Source organism: Bradyrhizobium sp. CCBAU 65884, from assembly GCF_028128835.1.
GTDB lineage: Bacteria > Pseudomonadota > Alphaproteobacteria > Rhizobiales > Xanthobacteraceae > Bradyrhizobium > Bradyrhizobium ottawaense.
Genome location: NZ_LBJU01000120.1, coordinates 109,894 through 122,462, shown reverse-complemented (window position 1 = coordinate 122,462; position 12,569 = coordinate 109,894). Strand labels below are relative to the sequence as shown.

Here is a 12,569-nt window from a genome sequence, read left to right as displayed (position 1 = left end):
TGGACTAATCCGTTATTACTGTTGGCGAACCGCTCTTTGCTCGAGAAAATGCGCCGATCGCCTGAGGGCGCGGCAGCTGGCCGACCGCAAGTGGCTACCTTGGTCGCGAGTTAGCTTAGCGTTGGTGGGCTTACAAGCGCGTGACGTGATCAAGAGCTAAAAGCAGAGCCGGTCTTGACTGTGTCGGACCACGAGAAGGGGAAGCGCCAGGCTAGAGAGATGTCAGCGACTATCATTGATTTCCAGGCTTTCAAGGCCAATCGGCATCCGGTGGCAAAAATGAGAGGCGAGGGGACTTCCCCAATGGCCCTCGAAGGCTCGCTTGCACCTCTCTTCTTCTTACCGCTTTTCCTTGCTTGGATGCCGTTTTGCCTGATGGCGTTGCCTGCGGCGGATCAAGAGACCACCTGATACGTTCCTTGGCTTTCCATTCAGACGCGCAAGGCCGCATTCCCTATCTTGCGGCGCGAGCTCACAACTTCGTCAACTCTGCAAAGCCTGAACGGGTTACCGAAGAGGTGCAGCTGGCAATCTTGTTTTGCGTGACGTTGGGCTGCGGCGTAGCCAGTGGATGCCTGCGCCGATGTATGATCTGGTAGCGCTGGTTCGTAATTGTCGGATTCGCCGGGCCAATCGCGAGGTTGAGGCGCCGCGGAGCTTGAACGCGATCCAACCGTGTACTCCGATTGGGGAGAATTTGGGGTCTGAGACGATGCCTGATCGATTTCTGGTTTACGATATCCTCGTAAAACGTTATGGGCGAGGGTGGCGTTGGACCATCTGCACGACTAGCGGTGCACTGGTCATGACGGGATCAAGGAGAAGCCGACCCGCTGCGAGCTATGACGCGAATAGAGCTCTCTTTGTGTTGTTGCAGAGCGCGCTTCATAATTCGCACACATCCTGGGGCACGAAGGACTCCCCGACAAAATAGCAGTCGGGCCGATGACGCGCCGCTTGCCGAAATCATTCGGCGGCCTGCATTGTCTGCAGGTGGGAAGCCCCCCTTCCCTTTTGGATGTGTTCTGTCGCTCCTCCGTGCGGCCGCTCAGTCCAGCGCGGCGCAGCGAAAGACAGGATTTGCAAAGAATGAGTCACGTTCTGCAGCCGAGGATAGAAAAAGTCACGATTCCACTTCTGCGACGCTGGAAACAGGAAGGTCGTCGTATCGTGATGACCACCGCTTACGACGCCGTGTCGGCCCGCATCGCCGACCCGCTCGTTGATATCGTGCTGGTGGGAGATAGCGTTGGCAACGTCTGTCTTGGGTTCGACAACACGCTGCCGGTCAGCATGGCCATGATGAACCACCATCTGGAAGCAGTTGCTCGCACGCGGCCTCGTGCTCTGGTCGTGGCGGATATGCCATATCTCAGCTTTCACCTCAGCCCAGAGGAGACGATCCGAAATGCTGGTGGCTTCCTGCAGCGGGGCGCCGACGCTGTGAAGCTCGAAGGTGGTGCCAGGCGCCTCGAAATGGTCCGCGCGCTGGTGGATTGCGAAATTCCCGTCATGGGCCATCTCGGTCTAACTCCGCAAAGCGTCAACGTCATGGGCGGTTTCAAGGTGCAGGCAAGAACTGCGGATGACGCGTTGCGCTTGCTGGAGGACGCCCACAGTTTGCAGGAAGCCGGATGCTTCGCTCTCGTCCTCGAGGGCATTCCAGCCGAGCTCGCGGCGCGGGCAACCGAAACTCTCATGATTCCAACGATTGGAATCGGCGCGGGCCCCTTCTGTTCCGGCCAGGTGCTGGTATTCCACGATGTGTTGGGGCTCACCGCAGGTCACCGTCCCAAATTCGTTCGAACCTATGCAGACGGGTTTGGGCTGTTGAAAGACGCGCTCTCGCGCTGGGCCAGCGATGTTCGAGACGGTTCATTTCCGAGCGCGGAAGAATCCTATCCGCTCCCCGAAGGTCTTGGCGACGTGATCGCACAATGGACGCCCTTCAGTCAGACGTGAGAGCATTCAAATGCAAACCATCAGGACAGGCGCGGAGCTTCGGCAGGCGCTCATTGAAATTCGTAAGTCCGGCAAGCGGGTCGGCTTCGTTCCGACAATGGGCTATCTGCACGACGGGCACCTCGCCCTCATCGAAGCAAGCAACGCGCAGAGTGATGTCAGTGTCGTGAGCATCTTTGTCAACCCTACTCAGTTTGGTCCAAACGAGGATCTCGGCACCTATCCACGCGATTTCCTGCGCGATGAAAAATTGTGCAGAGATGCCGGGATTGCCATCCTCTTTGCTCCGGATGCAAAGGAAATCTATCCGGCTCAATTTCAAACGTTTGTTGAGCCAGGCGAGCTCGCAAAACCACTCTGCGGCGCATTCAGACCGGGACATTTCCGTGGTGTTGCCACTGTCGTCTGCAAGCTGTTCAACATGGTACAGCCAGATTTTGCCTTTTTCGGGCAAAAGGACTTCCAGCAGTGCGCGGTCGTACGCCGCATGTCAGTTGACCTCAATCTTCCAATAGAGATTATCATCGTACCAACCGTGCGGGAAGCTGACGGGTTGGCCTTGAGTAGCCGCAATCGTTATCTCAACCAGCAAGAGCGTGAGCGGGCTCTCGCCATCAGTCGCGGCCTATTCGCCGCGGCCGAGCAGTTTAACTCAGGAGAACGAGACGTGAGGCGACTGCTGGCGACCGCAAAACAGCATTTGGCAGCCGTCGACCAGCTTGAGTACCTCGATCTGGTTGATTCCGTTGACCTGAAACCTGCCGAGAATCCTTTGAGGACCACCGCGGCACTTTGTGTAGCTGCCTACGTCGGCTCAACGCGGCTGATCGACAATATGGTATTGCCGCTGCCGGCGTGAGCTCCAAAAGCCGTCCCCAGCGATTGTTCGCCAGAGATGATGTCGGGTAGCGCAGTGGGCCATACCTCGATGGGTCACAACACATGTAGACCCATTGCACCAGTAGGTTCAGAGCCCCGACATCATAACGTACTTGATCTCAACGTACTCTTCCATGCCGTGGTGGGAACCTTCACGGCCGAGGCCGCTTTCCTTGACACCTCCGAACGGCGCCACCTCGGTCGTGATCAGACCGGTGTTGACGCCGACCATGCCAGATTCCAGCGCCTCTGCGACACGCCAGACCCGGCCGATATCACGCGAGTAGAAGTAGGAAGCCAGACCAAACGGCGAGGCGTTGCACAGCTCGATCACGTCGGCTTCGTCCTTGAAACGGAATACCGGCGCAAGCGGCCCGAAGGTCTCCTCGCGTGCAACGAGAGCGTCAGGCCTGACATTGGCGAGCACGGTCGGCTGGAAGAAGCTGCCGCCAAGCGCGTGACGCTTGCCGCCCGTCACGATCCTCGCGCCACCTTTCACCGCGTCCGCGATATGCTTCTCGACCTTGTCAACGGCTTCCATGTTGATCAGTGGTCCCTGTGTGACGCCGTCTTCCGTGCCGTTGCCGATTTTCATCGCGGCGACCTTCCTTGACAGCTTATCGACGAATTCGTCGTAGATCTTGTCCTGGGCGTAGATGCGGTTGGCGCAGACGCAGGTCTGGCCCATGTTCCGGTATTTCGAGACCATGGCGCCCTCTACCGCGGCATCAACATCGGCATCGTCGAACACGATGAACGGCGCGTTGCCGCCGAGCTCGAGGCCAAGCTTCTTCACGCCCGCGGAAGCCTGCTGATAGAGGATCTTGCCGACTTCGGTCGAGCCGGTGAAGCCGATAAAGCGCACCGCAGGATGCTCGCATAGAACCTTGCCGATCGCCGACGAATTGCCGGTGAGAATGTTGAAAACGCCTCTCGGGACGCCGGCTCTTTCGGCTAGAGCAACCAGCGCCAGCGCGGTGAGAGGGGTTTCGTTGGCGGGCTTGAGCACCACGGTGCAGCCAGCGGCGAGTGCCGGTGACACCTTGCGGGTGATCATCGAGCAAGGGAAATTCCACGGCGTAATGGCGCCGCAAACGCCGATCGGCTGCTTGATCGCGAGCAGCCGCGCATCGGCACGCTGCGTTGGAATCGTCTCGCCATAGACGCGGCGCGCTTCCTCGGCGAAGAACTCAACATAGGCGCTGCCAATATCGACTTCACCGAGCGCCTCGGTGAGCGGTTTGCCCTGTTCGGAGGTCAGGATCAGCGCGATGTCCTCGCGGTTCGCGGCGATCAGTTCGAACCATTTGCGCAAAATGTTGGAGCGCTGCTTGGCCGTCAACTTGGCCCAGCCGGGGAAGGCGCGTGCGGCGGCTTCGACTGCTTGCGTCGTCTCGGCGGCGCTCATCACCGGGATCTTGGCAAGTTCCACGCCGTCGACGGGGTTGGTGACCGCGCGTGAAGGCGATCCAACCCAGGTGCCATCGATATAGCAGGCGTCCCGCAGCAGCGACGGATCCTTAAGGCGGTTGTGCAAGGCGGAGGTGTGTTGGGTACGTGCGGCGGCCGTCGGGGTCATGGCGTTGGTCCTGAGCGAATCGTGGATTCAATCGGGGCTCTAGAAAAATGGCCGCGCGACATGCCGCGCGGCCAAGTCAGGGAGGAAACGCCCCAAAGGGCCAGGGGCTGCAGCAAGTCGATGAACCCGCGGCAACTCCAATCTTGCACGGAACGTCGTGAATTCGTGCAAGCACCCATCGCATACTCATTTCCTCACGAGTATTGGCGGCGTTCGCTGGGAGATCTTGCAGCTTTTGTGCGCGAATACAGCAAAGCTCGCAGCAACTGCGCCAACGCAACATTTCGTAGCTGAAGGGTCGAGCTCGGGCGCTGTTCAATTAAGGGCATCAGTAGTCGTTCGCCATCGCGTGGCGGCGTCGGCTTCAGGGAAAATCAATCTGCACGCCCCGAATTAGCACCATTTGCGTGTGGCGACAGCGCAGACAGATTCGTGTGTCGGACAAAGTCGTTGAAAGGCTGAATGAGCGAAGCTGCGATTCGCGCCCGCTGGTGTCGGTTTTACCCGCAGCAGAATTGCACTGGAGGACGCTTCTTTGGAGCAGAATTGCTGGGTGACTTGATACGATTGCCCATAAGCTGAATGACCTGACAGGGTTGCGCGCCACAAATCATCGGCATCCACCGTCTCCGAGTTCTCAGCCACTCAATCACAGCCTTTGGTGTGTGGTCGCGCATCATGGCATTCTCGTGTGCGTAGCGAGTCTTGTCTAAATTGACACCTGCCAACTGGAAGCACGACTGACACGGACTGAGAGTGGCCTTGATATGCAATGTGATGAGATCGCCCGTACCTCGTCATAAAGCTGTATCAGTGTATCCGTAGCCTAGGTCATTCTGCGGCGGAGTTCGTTTTGGGACGTTGTCAGCCAGAGAAGGAATGAACACCGTCGTGACTTTGGCAGGAGGCCGCCAACCGGGCGGTTCTCGCTACCTCCAAAGATATTGCCGTGGCGGCTGTGTTCGCGAAGGAAAGATTCCGGCTCATTAGAAACAAAGACGAATTCGTTTCATTGACTGAGCGAAGATGGCTCCTACATTTTCAACGTCAGAGCGAAGTCATCATGCCGTAGTAGAGTCCCTGCGGGCGGCCTTGCTCAAGAAGAAACTTTTTCGATTGGACCACGAAGCGCCAAATCGACGATCGCTCAAGCGACCGGCGATGGCGGAGTGTTGCTCTACCGGATCATAGGATGAGGATAGAACGATGCGAAATACGAAAATCGTTGATGCGTTCATTCCGCGGACAAACGTCGTCAGGCGGGCGCCCCGGCTCGGTGCCGAGATTGTGAATGTCAAACTTTCTTCCGAAATGTCGCAGGACGTTCTCTGTGCCATTCGACAAGTCCTGCATGAGCGGCAAGTCATCTTCTTCCGTGACCAGACGCATCTTGACGAGGCCGAACAAGACCGCTTGGTGGCTATGCTCGGCAACGTGGGCTCGCAACCCTCGCTCGCGCCTTCCGTCCCGCTGGCGACCGTCGCATATGCCTCATGTGACCATCGGTCTGCGAATATCATTCATCATGTCGATTCAGGCCTCTGCCTTCTACGGTCCGGGACGATCGCACCCGGCAGCCACGAGACGGCCTGGTCGAACATGCGAGCTGCCTATCTCGACCTTCCGCTGCCCCTGCGTAAGCTGGCTGACGAGCTGTGGGCTATTCATCGTGATGAGCCTGCGGACGGCCTGCAATCAGGCGATGCCGAGGCGAACACAAAGTTTCCGAACGAGCAGCTCGCTCAAAGAGGCTTTGAAGTCGACCATCCGGTGGTGAGAATCCATCCCCTGACGGGTGAACGCTTTCTTGCCATTGGTAATGTCGTAGACCGATTCGTCGGATTACAGAAGGATACGGGCCAGAAGCTCTTTCATCTGCTCCACTCCTATATCACTGCGCCGCAAAATTCGCTTAGGTGGAGCTGGCGGGCCGGAGATGTGGCGATTTGGGATTCCCGTGCAGCTCACTACTACACGATCCAGGACATGCAGAGGGGCACTCGTGACAATCTCGCTCGTGATCTGCCGGTCAGCGTGAATGGTCATCGGGACGGGAAGCGGAGTATGCTGCCGAAGCCTCACGCAGCGAGGGCTGCCTGATTCTGGGCGACGCTTGCGATCAGCCTCAGCCGGCCTCTCATATATCGAGCGAGCCCCGGCGCGCCGAAATCGCTTGCTGACTATTTGAGAAGAATTAGGTCTCTTTGGTCGACGTGTGCGACCGGGCGGCGCCGACATGAGACGCGGAATTTGTCCTTCCCGTCTTGCGCGCAGGAGCGGTGTCGGCAGCCACACTGGTCATTCATTCCAGGCGCGCTCGCTTCTATCGAATCCGGAGAAGCGTCTCACTCGCAGCAGGGGGGCGGCCATCACGAGTGATTGCTTCAAGTTTCAGCTCTTGAACGCACAATTGCGGCTTCTGGCGGGTGAAATAGCCGATTTGCAACTCTCAGGTTCGATATTAAAAGTCCGACATGGACCTGTCCGCGGGCCACCACATTCTCTAGGAGGGCTGGAGGGGTGGATCATCGTCACGATCAGCTAGGACGCGGCCATACGTAGAACGGCGTACCGGGGGCACATCGCGGATGCCTTGATCGCGATCCCGCAGCGACGTCCAAGCTCGAGCCGCGTGTGCGTAGCGCCAGTCGGACATTGTGAATGCTGCGAGGAGAAACTTTCGGTTTTCGCATCGGAGATGGCTTGGTCGCGTCCTCAACGTTAGGTTTGAGGAGTGGGTAGGTCCTGAGCGAGACTGCACTGCAGTGCTTGGGGGTCTCCGGGTTTGCCAAGCGCAGACTTTGAAATTACAATCTCCACAGCGCTTGGGACGTTCAACATCTTGAATTTTGGACCAGAGTGAATTCGCCAGATAGGTTTTCCCTGGGGACCCTATGCTTAATCCCGCAACCACCGCTCTTGTGCGCGCCGTCCTCGGTGAGATTTGCGGGCACATTGCCACTCAAAACACGGGCGCCCGGGCCCATGTTGCCTCGAAAGTTCTGGAAGCCGCCAGCGGAGGGTACGCGTCCCACGAGCGCCTCAGGCAGATCGGACGTGAGGCTCTCACGGAGCCGCCGACGATGCGGCAATAGTGGCGAAAGGCATGGGGACGTGAACTTCCAGGTCACAGTTCTGAAGATCCTGGTAAGCTATCCGGATGGCTTCGCGGTAATGGCGGATCTCAAACGCGACATGGCACTCCTTGCGACCAGCGGACGCGATTGGGCCGATCGAACCAAGCGATTGGCCGCGCACGTGCCCGATCTGGACATATTCTCGCAAAAGCTGGTTGAGCGTCTAAATGGCGGGTGGCGCATCACCGCGAAGGGGCGGGTAATTCTGGACTTCATGGAAGGCCGCTCGCGTCGTCCAGGGCCTCTGACCCAGGAGGCTCCTTGCAAGTCAACCGCGCCGTCGGTGTCGATACCGAGGCTCCCAGAGCAAAGCGCTTCGCGACGAAGCTTACGCCTCCAGCGGCGACGCGCCGCCCGCGAACGAGGTGCAGGTCGGACTTAGCATTTTGCCGGCCAACCCGACCTTCCCGACGATTCCTCCAGAAGACATCCTGAAGGTCCGCTCTAACGAACCTCCAAGCGCATGATGGAGAATGGCTTTGAGCCGCGCTGCTCATTTAACCAGTGCGCGATCGACGTCCGATGTGATGGCGAGAGCGTAGACGTTTCCGATCTCCACGCCATGGCTTGGATCGTTGCGTACGCGGCGGCGGGAGCTGATAGGTCTTTAAGCCCACGGCATGCGTGTCGCTTGCCCGGACAATCATCCTTGCCTCATGATATGGCGGAGGCTCCATTGTCGGCAATGGATTGGCAGCAAGCGCGTCCGCGTAGCTGCCCCAAGAATACGCCCGCAAACCAACCCGAGATCGCCCGCAAGGGGACGACGATTTCGAACGTCCGTAACCTGTCCTCCCTGCTGCGAGGATTGTCCTTAAAAGTGGCGATCGCGGCCGGTGAGCCTCGGACGATGCAGCTACCCTGGCGTTCTGAGCCGTGCAATCCAGCGGTACGTCGTATGCAGCCCTTCAATGTCAATGTCGGCGAAATGCCACCGATAGGTGCTCTTCCCTCCCGGCATGAATTTGTGGTCATCGGCCCAATTTGAGACAGTGACCAAAGAGGGGCCTATGAGCTCCTTGAGTTTGTCTTGCGTGGCGGGTGCGGTTGTGGCTGCGCCAACGCAATGACCGAATGGCGCGAGCTGCCCCCACGCAAGGGCAGAAGACGTGCTTGCTACGATGACTGCTGTGCAGATCGAAAGGCTAAGTTTGACAGGTGTTACGAGGCTTCCTGAATTTCGATGAAGTGTAACCATCTGCGGATGGGCCAAGCGCGTGGGCTAGGGAACATTTACGGAGGGCATCGGGCTGGTCGGGAGCGGCTCGAAGCCGCTTTTGTGCTGGCCGCGTGTCGCTAGCATGATGGCAAAGGCCGTGAAGAGGATCAGAAGACCGCGCATTTTGAAAACTACCTGAAATGACCGCTAGTGAAATTATGAAGCCGCTCACACCTGCCAGCTCGAGACGCAATATCTCGAGGGCACGAGAAGAGCGCCGACAACTCGATAGCCTCTCTATTCGCCGCAGGTCGGCGAACTGTAACCTAGATGCGCCGAAAAAATGCAGTACGTCAGGGACAATAGCAGGAAGCATGCATTAATGGTTGCAGAACACTCAATGGAGCTGTCAGACCGGCAGGAATGATCGAGGGCATTCATGTACGAATGTGCTTTGGGTCTGAGGTGGCCTGGCGCCGCTGACTGCTGCAGGCATCGCGTTGTTCTGCTCGAGCCTACTCGCATTTGCGTTGATTTAGGTGGATCGCGCTTTTGGTCGCACCAAAGCGGGCGATCGTAGTCATTCGCTCATCGCTGAGACCTTAATGAACAAACATGGCGCACTTTGCCCCAACGAGCTGAGCACCTTTGCGGCACTACCGTGATTGCCCTCCGTGGCGCACGATACTGTCATTTGCTGAACTATGGCTTTCGCTTCAGGAGATCGCAGCTCGACACATCAACGTTGTGGCCGAGCCATCGCGTTGCTTCCTCAACAGCCGAAGCACAGCATAAGAGCCCCGCCCAAGGCCTTGAAGCTGCCACATCGAATCGATGACCCCTCATCCTTGAGGTAGATCGAACCCACGCCGATCTCACGAGCAAAACCTGGTAACGACACTAGCCGCGTTTCCTTGTGGCCTTCGCGATGTGTAAGAAAGCGCCCGAGTTCGAGGGCGGTGACACTCAGTGTGTCCGCATCACAGAGTTCCAGACAAACGCGGTGATCGGGACGCGTGTTGAGAAGCAACATCTTGGTCTCTCTGCCGCGAGCAATGGATCAGTATCAACCGTGTTCTCGAGCATAGCGTCGCATTGCGGGGCGCCAGGCTCTCTGGCCTGGCTGCAAAGCTCCTGGATGACTGACCGGCCATCGCTACGCCGGGGCGCGACCCACTGACGCGAATCTGATTGATCGCCAAAACCTGCGTAAAACCACGCTGTCGGCGACCGCACCTCATCTGGGCTCTTGACCCTCGCCGGTTATCAGGTGAACGAGAATAGCCAGTACGAATCGGCAAGACTGGCGGACAATAGATGTGATCAATCAAACGAGTGGCTCGGAGCTGCCGCCCTGACGAAGAGGTTTTCCTTGGATTCTCGCGCTCGTGGTCGTCTCGATCAGTCTGTGCACCTTACCAGCCTATTTTTGGATAAACATCGAAGCAGTTTTCGCGACGCAGCCAACGCGTGAACCTGTTCACGCGCCGCTGTTAGCACCTGAAGGCAGGGAAGCTCTCCCGGAGATTCGATCTGGGCAACGACAGGCAATTGATGAAATTGCAGAGCTCAATCGCAACATCAGCACGCAGCAAGCCGATCTGAAACGGGTGGCGGATCAGAGAGAGGCATTGACCGCGAAGATTGTGTCTTTGCAGAACCGACCGTTCGCTGCGTCTGTACCCCGGCTCCTCCTGCGCCTGCACCTCGTCCCATTTTGAGGTCGGCAAAGGGAACGATCCAGCCCACCGGAAGGACCAGTCTCGGTCGGGGGGCGCCGCTGACCTCCGAGCCAGACTCCGACCGACGTTGAGAGACGCGATTGTTAGCATCCATTTTGCTTGTTGCGCGTCAGCCATGCGAGACTTCGACCGGCCGAGATGATGGTCCTGCGCCTCCTTCGCGCTGGCGAAGAGAGGTAAAGGCATCGATCCGCGCTCATAAAGCCGGATCCTCGATCAATCCTCCGGGGGCATCTCGATTGGAATAGCAAAGCCCGCTTTTATGCGATCCAATACGACCATCGTCTTGAAGCCCTTTATGTCAGGGTTCACGTAGAAAAACTTCCGGGTGAAGTCCTCATAATCCTCCATGGTGCAGGCGGTAACGTACAGGACAAAGTCAGCATCGCCTGTGACGTAGAAGCCGTTGACGACTTCACATGACGACTTAACCGCCTTCTTGAACCTGTCGATTATATCTGCACGCTCCCGCTCAAGAGTCACAAGCACAAGCATTTGAATAGGTCTGCCCACCGCCTTCGGGGAAACGATGGAGATATCGGCCTCGATAATACCTTCGGAACGGAGCCTCTTCAGTCGGCGCTGACATGCGGTGGCAGAAAGCCCAGCCAGTTCGCCGACTTCCTCGGAAGTCACACGGTTGTTTTTTTGGACGATCTCGAGGATGCGGGCATCTATCCGATCGTAATGCATAATCGGCCCCAACCTAGAGGTGAATTTCACCGCGAAATAGGTTCACGGTGCAGGAAATCCTCGCAAGGGTAACCCAGGTTCAGGGTTAGTTTCAACTAATGACCGGGGGGGCCGATCCATGCCGATTTTCTGAGTAACCGGCCAATAAAAGGGGCGAGGGTAAATGGTGCACCGCCAGGCCACGCGAAAGCTCGGCCAGGATGGGCACGACCGCGGTACCAGCGTCATTGCTTGCGCATTCGGTGGTCTCGGCCAGCGTCTTGAATAGTGGGCTGGCGATCACGCCGAAGCCAAGGTGAATTCCACCTCCCCTCCTATCGGGTCGAGAATAGCCAGCAGCCAATCAAACGCACTGGTATCGGGCCCGGAATACCGCGGCATCCCGCTGCGAAACGCGCAGCGCCGTCCGGGTCCTCGCGCAGCCCATTGAAAATGGATGTCGGACCTTTTCCTCCGCCGACTTGGCCCGGTACTCGATCTCGGCCAGCAGCTTCGGCGCGACCCCAATCCCCCTCTGCGAGATGCGTTTGGCATAGGGCGGCGTCTTCCGGATGAGAGGCTTCAGTCACTTCTGCAGGTCAGCGGCCGACGTTCTTGTTGGCCATCGGCGGCTTCTCTCCGAAATAGTCGCTCAGCCTCGCGCTCTTGGTGATGTCGATTTCGGCGACCAACCGAGGAAACCGAACCGACGAACGCGCCGATCGGCGAAGCGACGGCAGTCGACTAGACGAGTAGACGAGAGACGGCACGGCGCACCAACAGCCGATCGAGGCCGTCGAGAAGTCGCGGATCGCGCGACGTCGAGGCCGGCACGATCTCCCATGCCCTGCAGGAGATGGCATCTGTCAGTCCTGGCTTCAGAAGCTCTACGCCGAACGGCGCCGCGCGCGCTCCCTCGTAGGTCACGCCAGCGCCGGCTTCGTTGGCGGCCTTGAAGCTTCCGTCGGCCGTACCGACGCCGACCCCTTCGCTTCGACCTTGAACGCGGCATCGTTCGAGTCGACGCAAAGGTTTCGATAGAGCGAGCCGCTGCCACGGAGTTGATCAGGTACATAACCGTATTCTTCTGGAGCCGGGCTTTGGAAAGAAGCTCGACAGTGCGGCCGGCGGAAACTCTCTATGCTCAGACATGCCGATACGCAACTTGACGGCCACTGCGCCTTCGTACCCGGACTGGAGATTCGCCGTCGTGCCTCCAAATCGAGTCGCGATCTTCTCCACCAGCCCTATGGCGACCTTAGCTCCACCTTGCTCGAAGATTCCCTCCAGATCGGCCATCCTGGAATGCTTGATGGCCGGCGGCGGCGGAACGTTCGCGAAGATCGCCTCGGGCGGCACGCAGATCGTCTTTGCTACGCCGTCGGCGGAGGGTTTTATTTCGCGCCTCGCCTGATCGGCATGGTCAGATCACGTTGAGA

Annotated in this window: 10 protein-coding genes and 1 pseudogene; 6 read left to right on the top strand and 5 right to left on the bottom strand. The window is 58.2% G+C overall.

The window, feature by feature from the left end; genetic code table 11:
- Positions 1 to 219 precede the first annotated feature (219 nt).
- From XI03_RS21610 to panC, 3 genes are all read left to right on the top strand, one after another.
- Positions 220 to 411: a hypothetical protein gene (locus XI03_RS21610; protein WP_271593261.1), complete on the top strand. Its 192-nt coding sequence runs from the start codon at positions 220 to 222 to the stop codon at positions 409 to 411.
- A 678-nt stretch (positions 412 to 1,089) separates the two neighbouring features.
- A complete protein-coding gene (gene panB / locus XI03_RS21605; protein ID WP_271593260.1) occupies positions 1,090 to 1,962 on the top strand; it encodes a 3-methyl-2-oxobutanoate hydroxymethyltransferase in 873 nt (290 codons plus the stop codon).
- Between the two features lie 10 nt (positions 1,963 to 1,972).
- Positions 1,973 to 2,821, top strand: coding sequence for a pantoate--beta-alanine ligase (gene panC / locus XI03_RS21600; protein ID WP_271593259.1), 849 nt, complete (start codon positions 1,973 to 1,975; stop codon positions 2,819 to 2,821).
- A gap of 108 nt (positions 2,822 to 2,929) precedes the next feature.
- Here the strand turns inward: panC and XI03_RS21595 are convergent, their stop codons facing one another.
- Positions 2,930 to 4,420, bottom strand: a complete 1,491-nt coding sequence (locus tag XI03_RS21595; RefSeq protein ID WP_271593258.1) for an NAD-dependent succinate-semialdehyde dehydrogenase — start codon at positions 4,418 to 4,420, stop codon at positions 2,930 to 2,932.
- A gap of 1,206 nt (positions 4,421 to 5,626) precedes the next feature.
- Here XI03_RS21595 and XI03_RS21590 point away from each other — a divergent pair.
- Together XI03_RS21590 and XI03_RS21580 are read left to right on the top strand one after the other, a co-directional pair.
- Positions 5,627 to 6,520 (top strand): TauD/TfdA dioxygenase family protein, encoded by an 894-nt coding sequence (locus XI03_RS21590; protein WP_271593257.1) that lies wholly within the window; start codon positions 5,627 to 5,629, stop codon positions 6,518 to 6,520.
- A gap of 1,014 nt (positions 6,521 to 7,534) precedes the next feature.
- Positions 7,535 to 7,939: a hypothetical protein gene (locus XI03_RS21580; protein WP_271593255.1), complete on the top strand. Its 405-nt coding sequence runs from the start codon at positions 7,535 to 7,537 to the stop codon at positions 7,937 to 7,939.
- A 1,549-nt stretch (positions 7,940 to 9,488) separates the two neighbouring features.
- Here XI03_RS21580 and XI03_RS21575 read toward each other — a convergent pair.
- Positions 9,489 to 9,749: a hypothetical protein gene (locus XI03_RS21575; RefSeq protein WP_271593254.1), complete on the bottom strand. Its 261-nt coding sequence runs from the start codon at positions 9,747 to 9,749 to the stop codon at positions 9,489 to 9,491.
- Positions 9,750 to 10,104: 355 nt separating this feature from the next.
- Between XI03_RS21575 and XI03_RS21570 the strand changes: the two genes are divergently transcribed.
- Positions 10,105 to 10,437, top strand: a complete 333-nt coding sequence (locus XI03_RS21570; protein ID WP_271593253.1) for a hypothetical protein — start codon at positions 10,105 to 10,107, stop codon at positions 10,435 to 10,437.
- Positions 10,438 to 10,674: 237 nt separating this feature from the next.
- Here the strand turns inward: XI03_RS21570 and XI03_RS21565 are convergent, their stop codons facing one another.
- The 3 genes and pseudogenes from XI03_RS21565 to XI03_RS21555 all read right to left on the bottom strand — a co-directional run bounded on the left by XI03_RS21565 (position 10,675) and on the right by XI03_RS21555 (position 12,429).
- Positions 10,675 to 11,151, bottom strand: a complete 477-nt coding sequence (locus XI03_RS21565) for an Lrp/AsnC family transcriptional regulator (RefSeq protein WP_225185018.1) — start codon at positions 11,149 to 11,151, stop codon at positions 10,675 to 10,677.
- 407 nt (positions 11,152 to 11,558) lie between these two features.
- Positions 11,559 to 11,746, bottom strand: a pseudogene (locus tag XI03_RS21560) (ATP dependent DNA ligase); the annotation flags it as partial.
- A 449-nt stretch (positions 11,747 to 12,195) separates the two neighbouring features.
- Positions 12,196 to 12,429 (bottom strand): hypothetical protein, encoded by a 234-nt coding sequence (locus XI03_RS21555; RefSeq protein WP_271593252.1) that lies wholly within the window; start codon positions 12,427 to 12,429, stop codon positions 12,196 to 12,198.
- Between the last annotated feature and the right edge of the window lie 140 nt (positions 12,430 to 12,569).